This is a genomic window from Mucilaginibacter sp. P4_E8 (assembly GCF_056401495.1).
In genome coordinates, this window is sequence record NZ_JBFUJG010000115.1 from 1 (window position 1) to 16,944 (window position 16,944).

Annotated in this window: 14 protein-coding genes; 3 read left to right on the forward strand and 11 right to left on the reverse strand. The window is 40.2% G+C overall.

From position 1 onward, the window contains the following. Positions 1–189: 189 nt before the first annotated feature. The 5 genes from AC1DRQ_RS24510 to AC1DRQ_RS24530 all read right to left on the reverse strand — a co-directional run bounded on the left by AC1DRQ_RS24510 (position 190) and on the right by AC1DRQ_RS24530 (position 6,335). On the reverse strand, positions 190–1,464 hold the full coding sequence (locus AC1DRQ_RS24510; protein ID WP_477427724.1) for a metallophosphoesterase: 1,275 nt from the start codon (positions 1,462–1,464) through the stop codon (positions 190–192). Between the two features lie 143 nt (positions 1,465–1,607). After that, a complete protein-coding gene (locus AC1DRQ_RS24515) occupies positions 1,608–3,113 on the reverse strand; it encodes a sigma 54-interacting transcriptional regulator (protein WP_429401035.1) in 1,506 nt (501 codons plus the stop codon). A 54-nt stretch (positions 3,114–3,167) separates the two neighbouring features. Beyond that, a complete protein-coding gene (locus AC1DRQ_RS24520) occupies positions 3,168–3,908 on the reverse strand; it encodes a hypothetical protein (RefSeq protein ID WP_477427727.1) in 741 nt (246 codons plus the stop codon). Between the two features lie 8 nt (positions 3,909–3,916). Continuing rightward, positions 3,917–5,014, reverse strand: a complete 1,098-nt coding sequence (locus tag AC1DRQ_RS24525; protein ID WP_429401033.1) for a vWA domain-containing protein — start codon at positions 5,012–5,014, stop codon at positions 3,917–3,919. Between the two features lie 442 nt (positions 5,015–5,456). Then, complete coding sequence (locus tag AC1DRQ_RS24530) at positions 5,457–6,335, reverse strand: carbohydrate kinase family protein (RefSeq protein WP_429401031.1); 879 nt, start codon at positions 6,333–6,335, stop codon at positions 5,457–5,459. A gap of 191 nt (positions 6,336–6,526) precedes the next feature. On the opposite strand from AC1DRQ_RS24530, the gene AC1DRQ_RS24535 reads away from it, so the two are divergent. From AC1DRQ_RS24535 to AC1DRQ_RS24545, 3 genes are read left to right on the forward strand one after another with little or no spacing between them, the layout of a single operon-like run. Then, positions 6,527–6,946: a YybH family protein gene (locus AC1DRQ_RS24535; RefSeq protein ID WP_429401029.1), complete on the forward strand. Its 420-nt coding sequence runs from the start codon at positions 6,527–6,529 to the stop codon at positions 6,944–6,946. Positions 6,947–6,957: 11 nt separating this feature from the next. Beyond that, entirely contained in the window at positions 6,958–7,602 is a 645-nt protein-coding gene (gene pnuC / locus AC1DRQ_RS24540) for a nicotinamide riboside transporter PnuC (RefSeq protein ID WP_477427730.1), read from the forward strand. Further along, positions 7,577–8,569, forward strand: coding sequence for an AAA family ATPase (locus AC1DRQ_RS24545; RefSeq protein WP_477427732.1), 993 nt, complete (start codon positions 7,577–7,579; stop codon positions 8,567–8,569). The genes pnuC and AC1DRQ_RS24545 overlap by 26 nt, the downstream gene beginning before the upstream one ends. A 7-nt stretch (positions 8,570–8,576) precedes the next feature. Here the strand turns inward: AC1DRQ_RS24545 and AC1DRQ_RS24550 are convergent, their stop codons facing one another. From AC1DRQ_RS24550 to AC1DRQ_RS24575, 6 genes are all read right to left on the reverse strand, one after another. Then, complete coding sequence (locus AC1DRQ_RS24550; RefSeq protein ID WP_429401023.1) at positions 8,577–9,125, reverse strand: hypothetical protein; 549 nt, start codon at positions 9,123–9,125, stop codon at positions 8,577–8,579. 382 nt (positions 9,126–9,507) lie between these two features. Further along, positions 9,508–10,389, reverse strand: a complete 882-nt coding sequence (locus AC1DRQ_RS24555) for a cupin-like domain-containing protein (protein ID WP_429401021.1) — start codon at positions 10,387–10,389, stop codon at positions 9,508–9,510. Between the two features lie 433 nt (positions 10,390–10,822). Further along, positions 10,823–11,371 carry a fasciclin domain-containing protein gene (locus AC1DRQ_RS24560; protein WP_477427735.1) on the reverse strand — a complete coding sequence of 183 codons (549 nt, stop codon included), beginning with the start codon at positions 11,369–11,371 and terminating at the stop codon, positions 10,823–10,825. A 116-nt stretch (positions 11,372–11,487) separates the two neighbouring features. Continuing rightward, the gene (gene hemW / locus AC1DRQ_RS24565; RefSeq protein WP_477427737.1) at positions 11,488–12,609 is read right to left on the reverse strand and encodes a radical SAM family heme chaperone HemW; all 1,122 of its coding nucleotides are present in this window, start codon (positions 12,607–12,609) and stop codon (positions 11,488–11,490) included. A gap of 90 nt (positions 12,610–12,699) precedes the next feature. Then, positions 12,700–15,348, reverse strand: a complete 2,649-nt coding sequence (locus tag AC1DRQ_RS24570) for a T9SS type A sorting domain-containing protein (protein WP_477427739.1) — start codon at positions 15,346–15,348, stop codon at positions 12,700–12,702. Positions 15,349–15,528: 180 nt separating this feature from the next. Then, positions 15,529–16,623: an acyltransferase family protein gene (locus AC1DRQ_RS24575; protein ID WP_477427741.1), complete on the reverse strand. Its 1,095-nt coding sequence runs from the start codon at positions 16,621–16,623 to the stop codon at positions 15,529–15,531. Positions 16,624–16,944: the final 321 nt, after the last annotated feature.

The window sequence follows — 16,944 nt, forward strand, 5'->3', positions numbered from 1 at the left end:
ATATATACCCAGTGTTGAGGTAAATAGCAGTCCCAAAACGGTAAACATAGGTTTTACACCTATCAGTTGAAAGGTTATTAACGCCTGTGCAACAGCGCAAAGCGACATGAAAATATTACTGAACAGCAGAAAATCAAAAACAGACTGAAATAGCTTTTTCATTTAGTAATATCTGCCTGCATTAATCTTTTATGATTCGTTTTTAGGATCGCGGCCGGCTTTTAATGTAAATATCGTAATCTCCGGTAATATTCCAACCCTGCCGGCCAAACCAATAAAGCCAAAACCTACATTTACATATAATTGCTGATTATCTTGGTGGTATATGCCGGCCCATTCTTTATAAACATATTCAATTGGGCTCCATTGAAAATATTTGGTACGTACACCAAACTGCATACCGTGGGTATGGCCCGAAAACATGGCATCTATCTGCGGATATTTAGACAATACCTCGCCGCGCCAGTGCGATGGGTCATGGGATAACAATAGTTTAACCGGCAGGTCATCCGTGTTTTTAGTGGCCAGGTCCATGCGGCCATATTTAGGGAACATGCTCAGTTCGCCCCAGTTTTCAACGCCCAGTATCCCTATTTCTTCACCATCAACCTTTAATCGACGGTTTTCGTTTAGCAGCAGGTCCCAGCCCATGTTTTTATGGGTGGCTATCAGGTCGTCATGGTTTTTCTTTTTATCTGCCGGCGATGGCCAAACACCGTAATCGCCATAATCATGATTACCCAGTGAGCTGTAAACCCCAAGCGGGGCCTTTACTTTGGTAAAAATATTTTGGTAATGATTCATTTCTGAGGCTTGCCCGTTAACCAGGTCGCCGGTAAAAAATATGAGATCGGGTTTTTCCTTCAGCAGCATTTCTATGCCGCCACGTACAGCCTTGTGGTTAAAAAAACTACCCGAGTGGATATCAGATATCTGGCCAAGCTTTATGCCATCAAATGCTTTGGGCAGGTTGGGCAAATACATGGTTTGGTATTTTACATGATAATCATACAACCCTTTGGGCATACTTATCTTGATGGCAGCTAAAGGTATGGCCCCGGCAAGCAACCCGGCTTTCATCAAAAACTCAGAACGGGGTATGGCATGGTCTTTTGGGGGGATGCTGATAGCCTCTGCTTTTCTTTTTAACCTGTCGCGCCTTAATTTCAGCATTCGCCGCAGATCATCGATCATCAGGAAAGGTAAAAAAGATATTTTGCCTAAAAAGATCAGGAAGAAAACCATCATTACACCTGCCCGGGTGCCTACTCCTAAGTTGATGTAAATGGCCAGTAATAAAGCGGTTATTAATAAGACAGAAAGTAACCAGTATAAAAAAGTAAAGTCGCCCGAGTGGGGCAACTTCCATTTTTTAAATGCGCCGCGTATACCATGCAATACATAAAGATCAATCAGCAGCAGTATAGCGATGATGAGTATGATGTTAAGTACCTGTTCCCTCATTTTATTTTTAGTATCGGGTAGTTGGTTTTAGTATCAAGTAGCTGGTATCAAGTATCATGACAACTACAGTTTTCATAAACCAATCAAAAGTCTTGATACTTGATACCAATTACTTGATACCAACTATTCGATACTCTTTTTAATTAATAACGGTCATCGTCCAGATCCAGGTCGTCCTCATCAGGCTGCAGATTAAACAGGCTGTTGAACATGTCTGAAAATGCAAAACCATTATCTAAAAAGCCTTTGTTTAGCTGTGAAAACTCCGACAGACCGTGCAGCACAAACTCCATCAGCAGCAGTTGCTGATTTTCTGTAAGACGTGGATGTACCTTTTTAACCAGATCCTTTAAGCCGGTTACCTCGTTCAGCGCTTTTTTATAATCCTGTAACGACATATCATCAACCAATGCCAGGTTATTACCTTCGCCAAACCAGTTAATGATGCCGGCGTAAGGATTTGTGGCTTTTGCTTTTTTAGCTTTCTCAGGATCGGGGAAAAACTCCAGCAGCGAGGTTTTAATAGCCTTACCTATCAATATATTGGCAACCTTACCCGGACCTTCCAGCTCGCCTTCATATACCAGTTCAATTTTACCGGTAATGGCAGGTATTACACCTAAAAAGTCGGTTATGCGTACAAAGGTGCTGGTTTCGTTATTGATGATCATGCGGCGCTCTGCATTACTGATCAGGTTTTCAAACGCCGAAATAGTTAAACGTGCCGATACGCCCGATTTTTTATCAATATATTCTGAATTGCGGGCCTCAAAAGCTATTTGCTCAATTAGATTTTTCACCAGGCTGTCGGCCTCCACAGCGGTACGCTGCTCATCTGTAAGTGATGCTTCTTGCTGGGTGATCCTTCTTGAAACTTCAACTGTGCGCGGGTAGTGCGTTAATATCTGGCTCTCAATACGATCCTTAAGCGGTGTAACTATGGAGCCACGGTTGGTATAATCTTCGGGGTTGGCAGTAAATACAAACTGGATATCTAAAGGTAAACGCAGTTTAAAACCACGGATCTGTATATCCCTTTCCTGCAGGATGTTGAATAGTGATACCTGGATACGGGCCTGCAAATCGGGTAGTTCATTGATCACAAAAATGCCACGGTGCGCACGCGGGATCAACCCGAAGTGGATAACCCGCTCGTCAGAATAAGTTAATTTAAGCGTAGCTGCTTTAATAGGGTCAACATCACCAATCAGGTCGGCAACGGTAACATCAGGTGTAGCCAGTTTTTCGGTATAACGCTCAGAGCGGTGGATCCAGCCAATTGGGGTATCATCGCCCAGGGTGTTAACCGTACTGTGGCCAAACCACGAAATAGGCTGATATGGATCATCAAACAGGTCTGATCCTTCAATGTATGGTATGTATTCGTCAAGCAGGTTAACCAGCAGGCGCGCTATACGGGTTTTGGCCTGACCACGCAAACCCAACAGCAAAATATTATGCCTTGATAGTATGGCAGTTTGCAGATCGGGGATAACCGTATCTTCAAATCCAATAATACCCTCAAAGCCGCCTTCGCGTTTTTTGAGTTGAGCTATTAAATTGGCACGTAATTCATCTTTAACCGATCGGCTCTTATAGTCAGTTTTTTTAAGCTGGCCGAGGGTTTTTATATCAAGTAGTTTATTCATTGTTCTTTGTTGATTTCACCGATGCAATATATTGATTTCACCGATTCGTATTATTTATAACGTAATTTCAGTAATCAACTCCGCCAAATTTCCTATTAAAATAGCCTCGTGTGGCAAAGATTCTTTTTTAAAGCTATCAAGGTAATTGTTAATGATGTTCATTTTAGGGTTTACAGCATTAGTAACTTTCATAAGCTCTATTTTAGAAGATTGATTAATCTTCTCATCTCTTTCATGATCATCTGATAAAGCCCACTCGTTTAAAAATGGAATTAAGCTTTGAAGATTCTCCGGTACCTTTGAAATATCAATTTCTGATTTAATTTCAGGTTGTTCTATTGTTGATTTTAATTTTATTAAAGAACTTATTTCAGGAATTAGCGCCCGTTGTTGACTAATGGCCAATTGTAAAGCATTGCCGTAAACAAAAAATCCCTCATTCGCTTTTAAATGCAAATCCTTAACTTCATTTTTAATCAAATCAATGCAATTGATGATCAAATTGTAGTTCGAATTATCTGTATAGATTTTATGCTCTCCAATTTGTTTATCCAATGCTTTATTTGCAAAGCAAACCACATCTGGGATATTAACAGCAAATAATAAAGACGTATTTATTTTAATTTCCAGCAATGCTCTTGTGGAAAACAAGAACATTTTAATTTTAATTCCATCTTTATTGAAAGTAAAATATCGGAGGCATTTTTCCTGAATATTTGGATTATAGAGGTTTATTTTCTGACTTGTCGGTCTAAATTCCTTTAATATGCCTTTAATGCGCTCCTCTAATGTCATAGAATCTCTTAGCGAACCGTTTTCCTCCTGTTACGTATATAATCCTCAAAAATATATTCGCCCAAACCATTCAGTGAACTATAAAAAGCTTTGCCGCCGTTTGTTTCTGTAAATTTACGAACAAACTGCTGCAGATAGGGGTCTTTAGCTATCATAAAAGTGGTAATGGGGATTTTTAAGCGTTTACACTGAGCAGCCATGTTCAGCGTTTTGTTCACTACTTTCCTGTCGAGCCCGATGCTGTTTTTGTAATATTTGGTACCTTCCTTTAAACAGGTAGGCTTACCATCGGTAATCATAAATATTTGCTTGTTATGCGTTTTGCGCCTGCGCAGCAAATCTGTAGCCAGTTCCAACCCGGCATAGGTATTGGTATGATAAGGGCCAACCTGTAAATAAGGCAGATCCTGCAGGGTTATTGGCCAGGCATCGTTACCAAAAACCACAATATCCAAAGTATCTTTAGGGTATTTGGTGCGAATGAGTTCGGCAAGGGCCATGGCCACTTTTTTAGCCGGGGTTATCCTGTCTTCACCATATAATATCATGGAGTGTGATATATCGATCATCAGCACGGTTGAGGTAAGGGTTTTATAATCCATTTCCTCCACCTCCAGGTCGCGCTCGGTCATCATAAAATCGTTGATACCGTGGTTAACCTGCGCATTATGGATAGACTGGGTCATATCGATCTGGTCCAGACTGTCGCCAAACTCAAACTCGCGGCGTTCGGCATTTTTTTCATCGCCCTGGCCCGATTGTGGCGTGCGGTGATTGCCTTTGCCCGATTTTTTTAGCTTGCCGAAGATCTCCTCCAGTGCCGACTGACGGATACTTTGCTCAGTTTTAGCAGTGATATTAAAACCGCCGCTTTGCTTGTCTTCATCCAGGTAGCCTTTTTGTTTCAGTTCATCAATAAAATCGCCCATACCATAATCGTCATTGGTAAGGTTGTATTGCTTGTCGAGTTCATTTAGCCAGGCCAAAGCTTCGCCTGCATCGCCCGAAGTATAGTTGAGCAATTCCAGAAATAATTTTAATAATTCTTCAAATCCGCCTTTGGGGATCTGGTTGGGCTTAAACTTGGAAAATCCAAAACCGCGCATATCGTGTCCTTATCTGTAATATAAAGAAACGGATAATTATTCTTAAAAGTTTCGTGATACAGGTATTAAAGCAAATTGTTAGGTAAGTATGACAAAAGGTAGATGTGCGGATTATGTAGATGTGCGGATGTGCAGATTTCAGATGTGCAAATTGAAAACTAAAAAGCGCGTCATTGCGAGGTACGAAGCAATCTCTATGCTATACAGGGCGAATAATGAATGATTCTTTTGTCTGAACCATGATTCGCACGATTAAAGGATTAATAGGATTTCTTTTTCTTACAACCGGGTTGTCATGCTGAACGCAGTGAAGCATCTAATAGCAAACTTGCATAGTTCGTGAATAGATCCTTCGCTATGCTCAGGATGACAAACTCTTTATGGTGTAGAAGGGTAGGATTTAGGGCTTTAGTATTTAGAACTTAGGGTTTAGAATTTTAACCTACAAATACGCCAAACTATTCAATAACTCAGGCGGATAAATTGGATTGGCACCACGCTGGCTGGCTACAAACGCGCCTACAGCACATGATTTATCAACTATCTGCTGCATAGGGTGATTGGCCAGTAAACCGGCAGTAAAAGTAGCCAGGAAGGCATCGCCGGCCCCTACAGAATCACCTACTTTTACGGGGCAGCCGGGGCTTTCGTAAAATTCATGGTCATGCCATACTATGGCACCGTTTTCGCCGCGGGTTACGCAAATGGTTTGGTTATGGTATTTGGAGCGAAACTCGCTGATCTGCTCTTTTAATGAGCGACTGCTGCCCCCTATCAATAGATTGGCCTCTTCTTCGTTCATCTTCACCACATCGGCGCTTGCAGCTAAGGTTTCGATGGTAGAAAGCGTATAGTGGGGCGGCCTTAGGTTTACGTCAAAAATTTTAAGCGCCCGGGTTTCGTCGAGCAGGTTTAGCAGTGTTTCGCGGGTAGCGGTATTGCGGCAGGCCAGGCTGCCAAACACAATGGCCGATGCCTGTTTAGCAACCTCGTTAAGTATAGCTGTTGTCTGGATATTATCCCATGATACGGGTTCAGGTATAACATAGGTGGCCTGGTTATTTTCGTCCAGTTTTACAGTAACTTCGCAAGTAGGTAATTCATCATCGCGTTGGATGAGTGCGGAGTACAGTCCATTTTTTTGTAAAAAACCTATCAGCACATCGCCGCTGTTATCCATCCCAACTGAACTTGCAAAGGCAACCTTAACACCCTGCTGCACCAAATGCCTTGCCACATTCATCGGGGCGCCGCCGGCCTTTTTACCATCGCCAAATGCATCCCATAAAACTTCGCCGAAGCTTAATACCTGATTTTTCATAAAATTGATGTAAAGGTTGGTGTAGAATAATTCAAATATAATAGATTTTTTGACTGAACCATGATTTTGACTGAACTGGGATTTATACGATTTACGGATTTATAGGATTTTTATGCTAATCCGGGTAATCTTCAGACAAAATTGCGGCTCAGACACAATTCCGCTTCAGACAATTTCCCTATATTTAATTCATGAAAAGAATACTTTTATCTTGTCTCTTATTACTTGGTTCTTACCTATCACATGCACAGGACAGGCAAGCCATATTAAAAGTGATGCATGACCAGGAACTGGCCTGGAACAAGGGCGATATTAACGGTTTTATGCAGGGATACTGGAAATCAGATTCGTTGTTGTTTGTTGGCAAAACCGCACCGGCCTATGGCTGGCAAACCACACTTGCGCATTATAAAAAAACGTATCCGAACAGAGCTGCCATGGGGCAGCTTACCTTTACCATATTGCAGGTAAAAGTACTTGATGCTACCAATGCCTTTTTGATGGGCGGCTGGCGGCTTAAACGAGCCAAAGATGCGCCAGGCGGTTATTATACCCTATGGTTCAGAAAAATAAAAGGGGAGTGGAAGATTGTTTGCGACCATACATCGTGAAAAAATAAAGTATGTGGTTTAACATTCAAAATACCTTAGTGATCATTTTTGGGTACCCATTAAGTTATGTGGAGTTTATTGGAACGGCAACCGGTTTGTTATCAGTTTGGTTAGCAACCAAATCAAATATCTGGACGTGGCCAACCGGCTTACTAAATGTAACCTGCTTTTTTCTGATATTTTTTCAGGTGCGATTATATGCGGATATGTTTTTGCAGCTATATTTTTTTGTAACAAGCATATACGGATGGGTAGTGTGGCACAATAGAACCGGGTACAATATGATTGATATCTTGTCGAAAAATCAAAGGATAAAATTATTGGGCGTTTTGGTTGTATCTACCGCGATCATTGGTGTAATTGTAAAAAATATTCATTTGATATTCCCTTTGGTTTTTAGCAAACCCGCATCATATCCGTTTTTAGATACTTTTGTAGCAGTGCTCAGTATTATTGCTACCATTCTTTTGGCACAGAAGAAAATTGAAAACTGGTGGTTATGGATCATTGCAGATGTTATCAGCGTGGGGTTATATGCTAAAAAGATGGTGCTGTTTATCTCAATTGAGTATTTTGTTTTTTTATGCCTTGCAAGCATTGGTTTATTAATGTGGTTAAAAATAATGCGTAATGAAAAGAGGCTTAGTATTGGGTAAATTTATGCCTCTCCACAACGGGCATATTGCTTTGATTGATTTTGCCCTTAACCGTTGTGATGAACTGATAGTTTTGGTAAGCGCCAGTTATGACGAACCTATTGCAGCGAAACAGAGACTGGAGTGGATTGAAGAAGCATATAAAAATAATGGTAAGGTTATACCCCGGTTATTAATTTATGATGAAGCGGTATTACCAAATACTTCCGAATCGTTAGAAGGGGTTTCAAAACTTTGGGCAAATTATTTAAAAGAACATCTGCCGCCTATTGACGTAATTTTTGCTTCTGAAGCGTATGGGGCATATATGGGCAGGTTTTTAAATTGCGAGCATGTGATTTTTGATGAGCCCCGTAAAATAGTCCCCGTTTCTGCCACACAGATCAGGAATGATCCTTTTACTTTTTGGGATTTTTTACCAGATGTAGTAAAGCCTTATTATACTTTAAAGATATGCCTGTACGGTACCGAATCGACCGGGAAAACTACACTTACTCAACGACTGGCCGAACATTTTAATACGGTGGCCATTCCCGAAATGGCCCGTGAAATACTGGAACATACCAATAAATGTACAGAACAACATTTACTGCAGATAGCCCAACTTCATGCCGGTGCTATCAATGAAAAAATAAAGCAGGCAAATAAATTATTGTTTGTTGATACTGATATAAACATTACCCGGTCATACAGTAAGTTTCTTTTTAACAAGGAATTGATAGTGCCGGAGTGGATAGAGACAGCTAATGATTTTGACCTTTATTTATACCTTGATGAAGATGCATCTTACGTTCAGGACGGAACAAGACTAACAGAGGCCGACCGGAATAAGCTTAATGAAAGCCATAAACAGGAATTAATAAGCAGGGGAATAAACTATGTTTTAATAAAGGGTAATGATTGGGAAGAAAGGTTTAAAAAAGCTGTGGAGGTTGTAAATGAATTTATTAAACAAAAAAAGCGATAGGTAATAGTTATTTAGTTTTACTTTTTCGCTTACGTAAGTATTTGCTTAAAACATTGATATATCTGTCGTCAAAATTAACTCTTGTTATATCCTGAAAATCAATTTTCACCGGATCTTCGTCAATAAAACCGGAAGCATCGAAATGTTCTATATGAACCTTTTTCTTAGTGATTTTTAAGATTGGGCCTATTGTAAAAGTATCAATGTCTGCATCCTCACATTCAACTATAATATTTAAGTTTGTTTTTTTAATGCTACTAAAGATAGCTTCCCAGCTGTCCAGTTGGATTTTGTGATTTATCCCAATTTTGTCGGCTTCACCCTCCCAAATCATTACTTTAGTATAATATTGCTCGTTTTTACCGCAGCTTATATTCTTGATTTGGTTAACAGGCAAAATAATATAACCCACGACGGTAAAATCATCAGTTTCCTGAACGAGTATAAAGTCGGTAGAGTAACCAAGGATATACCCTCTACTTGTTTTATCAATAGTTCTTGATATTTTAACATGGCTTTTTTTATCAAAGTATTGTTTGATTTTTTCGGGTATCATGAGGATAAGATTCAGTACTAAAAATAAGCATTATTAAACAAAAAAAGGCGATTGGTGAAACCCATCGACTTTCAATAACTTATAGCTTAAAACTCAATGAGGTCTCCCGGCGGCCAGTTCGCGGTTGGCCCATTTTACGGCCACAAGCCTGGCGCAAGTATGTTGGGCTGGTAAGCGAGTAAAAGCTACTTGTGCCTTAATAAATTAAAAGTGGTGACAGAGATTTGTCAGTAGGGTTAAATACATAAATGCTTGACTGTCAGGTATCAATTAGTGTTCATGAGCGTTCACGGGTGTACATATGAACACTTACAGGCAGGCGTTAAACAAAAAAAGCGATAAGTAAAAACCCATCGCTTTTCGATAATTTATGGCCTACAACTCAATGAGGTTTCCCGGCTGCCAGTTCGCGGTTGGCCCATTTTACGGCCAGCTCTTCGCGGAATTTGGCATATTTTTCTTTAAAAGCCATTTTCAATACACTATCCACCCCGCCTTTGATGGCCAGATTGTATAAGCTGGCAGCTTTGCGGCTAAGGGAAGCATCCCAGGCGCGCAGGCTCAGGGAATACGATCCGTCGATGTATTTCATCCAATGCCAGAAACCGGTAGGCATAAACAGGGTATCGCCATGCTCTAAAAACACTTCAATACCCTCTACGCCATCCAGTGCAGGAAATTTTTTGGTATCGGGGTTTGCTACATCATAATCTTCCAAAGCATAAGTAGCATTTGGTATGCAGTATAAACGGCGTTTCCATTTGTTTTCGAACAGGATCACGTGTTTGCGCCCGCCGAAATGGGTATGGAAAATATGCGGCAAATCAATATCGTAATGTAAAAAGGTAACCGAATTGGAGCCGCCGAAAAACATGGCAGGCATACTTTCTAAAAAGCCGCCCATCAGGTCTTTGGGTAATACGATATCATCCAAAAGTTGCGGGGCCTGTTTAAAAATGTTAAAAAAGAAGATCCTCAGCTCGGTAGGCCGGCTGCGGATCATATCAATATACTCATCAAATGGCATCTCGGTTGCCGACGAGTTAATGGGTTTTGAAGGATCGGCTTTTGAGTTATCATACAAAGGCACCACCTTTTTGCCAACTACTTGTTTCAAATATTCAGGCGTCCATTTTTCGCGTGCGGGCCAGCTTTTAGTAAGTCCCTTGATAACCAGCGGACGGCGGGGATCTAAATAATTCTTTTTGAAATCTTCAGGAGAAATATTTTCAACAGTATCAATCGGGCGGAGGATAAAACTCATATTTATTAACTTTCCGTGCTGTTTTATTTAAACTAATTTAACCATAATACCGAAAAGCAAACAAAATAACGAAATAAAACCCCAAAAGGTATAGGATTGATGTCAAAAAAAATATCGGAGATTGACTCACCCGATCATCACTACGCTTGATCACCCTCTCTCGGCGGGGTGAAGGGATTTGGAAAATATAATTTGTCATTCTGAACGGAGCGAAGGATCTGATTTACGCCAGGCATGTTTGCAAATAGATCCTTCGTTCCTCAGGATGATAAATTTGTTTCAATTACGAACAATAATTTTGAAACTTTTCTGACAAAAAGCAAGCCCGGCATTTGCCGGGCTTGCTTTTTGAGTTATGAGTGATTTGTTTGGTTTGAAGATCAACTATAGGATCTTATATTACTCAAAACTCACCACTCAAAACTTATAAAACTTAATTAGGCATTAATACCGTATTCACTACATGTATTACGCCGTTGCTTTGATTTACATCGGCAATGGTGATCCATGATTTACCACCTTTTTCATCAACCAGGTATAATTTTGCTCCTTGCGACATAACAGTAAGGGTACCACCGCTTAGGGTACTTAGTTCAGTTTTCCCTTTTCCTTCTTTTACTTTGGCTATCAAATCGGCCGAACTTATTTTACCGGCTACTACATGATAGGTTAAAGTTTTAATTAAAGAGGCTTTGTTTGCTGGTTTAAGCAGGTTATCAACAGTACCGGCAGGTAGTTTACTAAATGCCTCATTGGTTGGTGCAAATACAGTGAACGGACCTGCGGATGATAAAGTAGGTACCAGGCCAGCAGCTTTAATCGCGGCTACCAGTGTGGTATGATCTTTTGAGTTTGTGACATTTTGAACAATATTTTTATTAGGGGCCATAGCCGCGCCACCTACCATTTTGGTTTGAGCGTAAGCTTTAGGCGCTATTGCAAAAGCTACCACTGTTAACGCCGCGATGATTAATTTTTTCATAGTGCAGGTATATAATGTATTGGTATAAATATACGATTTGTAAAGATAAACGGTTTTTAATAGCGTTTTGCTTTGTAACAATGTATTGACTTTTAATAAGGCAATTGGTTTATTATTCAAAAAAACAAACCCGCCGCTATATTATCGGCATAAAGTTTACCTGTAGGGGTTAAGTATAGGGTGTTATCTTTTTGTGTTATCCATTCGTTATCAAAATAGCGGCGGGCTTCAATAAGTAATTGATCGGCCGATGCTTTGGCTATTGAATTAAGTTTATCCAGATCAAGGCCCCACATGGTGCGTATGGAGGTCATAATGTATTCGTTCAGCCGGTTTTCTTCGGTAAGGGTTTCGGTTTCGGCGGGCAGCTTGCCGGTTTCAATAACCTGTATATATTGGGCATTATTAGCTATGTTCCACTGCCTGGCCTCGCCATTATATGAGTGTGCCGATGGACCGATACCCAGGTATTTTACCCCCTGCCAATAGTTGGAGTTATGCCTGGAATAATGCCCCGGACGGCAAAAGTTCGATATTTCATAATGCTCAAAACCATGATCGGTCATGGCATCCATCAGCACAACAAACTGCGCGGCGCTTTGCTGGTCGTTCATGGGTGGCTGTTTCTTTTTGCTGATGAACGCGGCGAGCGCGGTTTGTGGCTCAACCGTCATGGAATAGGCAGATATGTGGGGTATACCCAGCTCAAATACTTTATCCAGATTTTGCTTCCACTTGGTGTCGCTCAATAGGGGGTAACCATATATCAGGTCGGCAGTAATGTTTTCAAAACCTGCGTCCTGCGCCCTTTTTACCGATGCCTCGGCATCCCTGCTGCGGTGTACCCGGTTCATCCACAGCAGGTCATCATCAAAAAACGATTGTATGCCAATGCTAAAGCGGTTTACATCGGTTTGGCGCAGCGATTTTATTTTAGCCTCATTAAGATCATCAGGATTGGCCTCCAGTGTTATTTCGGCGTTTGACGATACGGTGTGTAATTCCGTAATAGTGTTAATCAGCAGGTTTATCTCATCGGCTTCCAGCAGTGATGGTGTACCACCGCCAAAGTAAATGGTTTCAACGGTTTCATTGTTCAGGTAGCTTTTTTGCAGACGGATCTCTTTTACCAATGCATGCAGCAACTCGTCCTTGTATTTTAACGATGTGCTGAAATGAAAATCGCAATAATGACACGCCTGTTTGCAAAAAGGTATATGTATGTAGATGCCTGCCATGCGGCAAAAGTAAGCAATTAGCTTAACTCAATTTGCAGGAAGGTTTATCAATGAGCAGGCAGATCTATATAATGGCTGCATTTAACGTTTTTAGTGAAGCATTATTTTCTTATTGGCTACTTTGCCATTTTTACTCAGGTATACTATATAAGTTCCCTTTGCCATGTCAGAAAGATTTATTTGAGCGGAGGTTCCGTTTAAATTTCTGGTTAAAACAATTTTACCATAGAAATTATAAACAGTTAATGTACAATTTGACCAAAAAGATGAGGCTTGTAAATTTAATATACCCTGACTTGGAACGGGCCACACTTTAAAATCATAATTCTCCGTATCTTTCTGTGCGCCTAATCCAGCTGGATCCTTGTTAAATTCAACCTTTGCTGTTTCGGGTTGACCTTTTAAATAAGTTGAATCGGTTAACAAACTACCTGTAGCAAGCAATTTATCCTTGTAGTTTTTAATGTTTATGTGAGCAGTACTATCGGTTTGTACCGCTACTTTTTTGAGGCTTGGTTCTTGTAAGATAATAGACATAGGGGTGTAAGCCTTAAAATTAAAAGTCTGTCCCTGAATTACTGCTGTTGCATCTCTGTCTGTTTCTATTTTGCTGATTTTGCCAGTTGCTAACTGAATAACAAATCCCGTACTTGCATTGAAAGTGACGTCTGCCTTGCCATCGTTATTAATATCAATAGATGTCGCAACTCCCCCTGCCGATGTTCTTCCTACATAGGTATCCCCTTGAACTTTTCCCAATACTGATGAAAAATCATTCCCTGATCGTAAAAAGCTTGCTCTTACTGATTCTGCAGAAGCATCCGTTGAACTGCGGGGATAGATAAATGTCACATTATTTGTATTGCCTGAAATCATTCTTACGGGCAAAAGATCGCCGTAAGAACTTCTTATTGCTTTATCCACGGTAGTAATAGTAGGATTTGAGTGCAAAGCAATAAAATTTTGCTGGTCTGTTTTACTTGGAGATGAAACACTTGCTGTATTTGACGTAATGCTGGTATTAAGGAGGTTAGCACCGTCAAAAGTTAATAGGGGCCAGGTTACTCCAAACTTTGCAGATGCAGCTGTAGAAGTAAGCTTTGAAAGAATACCATCGGGGGTAATAATAAAATCATTAGTGAAAGTGGGCCCGGTTTTACCGCTTTTGGGTTTATATACTACCTGGCAACGAATGAGTAACGGATGTGTAAACTGAGTTGTAAAAAAGGCTTCATAACGATCTGGTACACTGGCCAGACATATCCATTTTCCATTTTCCAAAAATGTAGGTGCAAAGGACACACCCAACTTAGTTGATGGTTCTCTTACCCCATCCGAAGGCCCGAGACGGGAATCCCATCCGGGTCTGGCAAAACGAACAACTCCTAACGTAGTCCAGTAACGATCATATTGAACCGCTGTTGAACCTCTTAAGCATATCTGCATATCCATCCCGCCCGCGTTGGCAACAGCCGTAGCAAACTGACCGTCGCTTACCATAGTATAACCACCTATTTCATTCGGCGCAGGCTCTTCTGTTATGGCAGATTTATGGATCAGATAATTCTCTGCCATGTGAAACATCATGTTGCCATTATAGTTAGTAACGAAGCTGTAGGTTGCATATCCTACCCTCGCGGCAGGGTCAAAAAGGTTTTTCGTAACAGAATAGGTGCCGTTAGGTCTGATCCATCTTTGTACACTTTGGAAGGCAAGAGCGGCAGCATGACGGTATTGCCCGGCTAAACGCAATTTTCCTTCTATGTTAGCCACTTCAGCCATTATTTCATAGCCATTTGCCAACAGTATATCATTCCACATATGATTACCGCTTCTGCCGCCCGCAACTATTTGCCCTGAAGGATCCTGCAATAAAAGACTGGATTGTGTTCCTCTTTTTAATATTGTTAAAATTTCGTTCCTGGAGGCTCCGCTATATCCGTCAGCGAGCATTGCCAATAAATTACTCCTTCCTACTGATTCGTAAGCCCACGCATCCGGATCAGTACTCGCATCGTGATATGAATTCCAGGAATTATTTGTTAGCCGACTCCTTTGAGTATTGATCCAGCTATTTTCTATCCAGCTAACAGCCGTAACTTTATTTACATACCCATTTTTTGCACGAAGCCATTCTCCTTTCATAGCATATGATCTCCAATTATTGGTTCGCTGACTAATAACAGCACTAATTGGCTTTGCCATTCTTGTTTTCCATGTTTGTAATTGTGCTGCGGAAACATAAGGCGTATAAAGCGGTATAGCACTTGCCAGCGCAGCGAGAAAAAATTCGCCATGATTGTCGGGGATAGATGACAATCCGGCGGCTACGTCAGCGGTGGCGTGGTTCATAGCCAACACACCGGCATTTAGCAGATCCTTAGCCCGGCCAGCAGATAACAGTGTTCCTACCACATTTGCAAAATAGGGTGTAGAATATTGTATTTCACGACGAGCATACGGATCAATAATGGCGCCACTCGAATTTTGGTATTTTGCTATCTCACGAACTATACCTTCTGCTTTGGCTAAATAAACATCTCTTGAAATATTTAAAGCATTCCATGGCCGTGCTGTTAAATGATATTGAATATTGGGCAACGTGGAGGGTGAAGCCGCCTCTAAAGCGGCAATAACTAAGTTAGTTGACTTAATCGAAAAATCAGATGCTGCTGTTTGCGCATAACCGGTTTGGAAGCAATAGGAAATTATTAAAATGTTTAAAATAAGCTGTTTCATAGAGAGTTATGGATATTTATTCGCCCAAATTAAAAGTACATTTATTTTAAAATGTAAAATGTGATATATATCACGCAAAGTCCTGACGATTCCGAGAAACCGATAAAGCACGATTTTAAACAGCCAGCAAAAATCAATTATTCACTRCTTGACTATTCGCCGTCTATAAATGTTTGTTGATTATTGTCTTATTTCGTTAACAGGTTGACTTTCTGTTTCCGTAACTGCCAATTTTATAACACGGGTCTCATTATATTTTTTGATCCGTTTTTTAATAAATTTATTCAATGGTTTATCTACAAATTCATAAATGAGTACACTCACCACACCAACCAGAACAATGGCGAAGATCATTTCTGATAATTCAACCGTTAATAGTGTTGAGGGTCCAATGATTTTTGGATAAACCACCCTTATAAGAAAATAGAGCACAAAGGGGTGGAATAAATACATGGCATAACTGGCATCGCCAAGTTTTAATCCGGCTTTTATAATTCTGTTTTTTACGTTGATTTTGTTTTCCAGAACCAGGAAAGCATTTACAAATAACAAGGACGGGATGCCATAATGGATGTTTCTGGGGATAGATTGAAAGCCTTGATTTAAATCAAAGTAAATCATCAGCGCAAATGCGGCCAATCCTATGGCAACCATGAGCGTATCGACCGCTTTTATTTTATTGTCGCTATAATAGCCCCAAAAATAGTATAAGCCCAGGCCATAAATAAATTCAGGAAGCAAGCCGTTTCTATAAAAGCGAAGTATATGACTATAGGCCGAAATGGTATCTTTACTAAAGCTATTGAGCACAAGTAACAATAAGACTAATAGCGCTGCACAAGCAGGGACTAAATGCTCTTTTTTTCTGAAAATTAAGATACAGAGAAACATCACTCCGTAAAAAAACATTTCATTGTTTAGGGTCCAGCCTGAAGAAAGTATGGGGCCGCTCTCTTTAAGTTGATAAGGGATGTACAGGAAGGATTTAATCAGGGCTTCGGTATTGATGATGACATGGTTAAACCATTGTGGTTTTGTTAAAGCCAGCGCCACGGTTAAAAAAGTGGCTAAAAAGTATAAGGGAGAAACCCTGACAATGCGTTTGATGATGAAGTGTTTAGTGGTTTGGTTAACCATATACGCGATGATAAAACCGCTGATAATAAAAAAAATATCTACACCAAACGTGCCGGTTTCCATATTATGAAAATGACAGTGGACAAATACAACTGCTAATGCAGCTATAGCGCGTAACAACTGGATACCTTTTATCATTTTATTATTAAATTAGGTTCGATGTATTTCTTTAGTAATATTGTCATATTATCAAAGTAAACCAGGTCTCTTTTTGGAGCATGAGGCTAAAAATCATAAGTGTCAATAAACAGCTGTGGTTAAATATTCTTAAGTGTCTTTACTTAAGAAATTAAGATTAGCGATCTCTGGTTTGGGGTATCTAAACAAATCTACTTGTTTAAATATGGGTAGTATATATTATTTGAGTATTGGTATTAAATTGTAAAAACAGCCTTATTTTTCACAAAAAGCGTACAGCCAGCTCATTGAATTTTTAAAAAAAGCAGTAAAGCTTATAGG

Bases quoted from the DNA above. Each gene is read 5' to 3' on its own strand.
- AC1DRQ_RS24510 (WP_477427724.1), bottom strand. From the start codon at position 1,464: ATGAGGGAACAGGTACTTAACATCATACTCATCATCGCTATACTGCTG.
- AC1DRQ_RS24515 (WP_429401035.1), bottom strand. From the start codon at position 3,113: ATGAATAAACTACTTGATATAAAAACCCTCGGCCAGCTTAAAAAAACT.
- AC1DRQ_RS24520 (WP_477427727.1), bottom strand. From the start codon at position 3,908: ATGACATTAGAGGAGCGCATTAAAGGCATATTAAAGGAATTTAGACCG.
- AC1DRQ_RS24525 (WP_429401033.1), bottom strand. From the start codon at position 5,014: ATGCGCGGTTTTGGATTTTCCAAGTTTAAGCCCAACCAGATCCCCAAA.
- AC1DRQ_RS24530 (WP_429401031.1), bottom strand. From the start codon at position 6,335: ATGAAAAATCAGGTATTAAGCTTCGGCGAAGTTTTATGGGATGCATTT.
- AC1DRQ_RS24535 (WP_429401029.1), top strand. From the start codon at position 6,527: ATGAAAAGAATACTTTTATCTTGTCTCTTATTACTTGGTTCTTACCTA.
- pnuC (WP_477427730.1), top strand. From the start codon at position 6,958: ATGTGGTTTAACATTCAAAATACCTTAGTGATCATTTTTGGGTACCCA.
- AC1DRQ_RS24545 (WP_477427732.1), top strand. From the start codon at position 7,577: ATGAAAAGAGGCTTAGTATTGGGTAAATTTATGCCTCTCCACAACGGG.
- AC1DRQ_RS24550 (WP_429401023.1), bottom strand. From the start codon at position 9,125: ATGATACCCGAAAAAATCAAACAATACTTTGATAAAAAAAGCCATGTT.
- AC1DRQ_RS24555 (WP_429401021.1), bottom strand. From the start codon at position 10,389: ATGAGTTTTATCCTCCGCCCGATTGATACTGTTGAAAATATTTCTCCT.
- AC1DRQ_RS24560 (WP_477427735.1), bottom strand. From the start codon at position 11,371: ATGAAAAAATTAATCATCGCGGCGTTAACAGTGGTAGCTTTTGCAATA.
- hemW (WP_477427737.1), bottom strand. From the start codon at position 12,609: ATGGCAGGCATCTACATACATATACCTTTTTGCAAACAGGCGTGTCAT.
- AC1DRQ_RS24570 (WP_477427739.1), bottom strand. From the start codon at position 15,348: ATGAAACAGCTTATTTTAAACATTTTAATAATTTCCTATTGCTTCCAA.
- AC1DRQ_RS24575 (WP_477427741.1), bottom strand. From the start codon at position 16,623: ATGATAAAAGGTATCCAGTTGTTACGCGCTATAGCTGCATTAGCAGTT.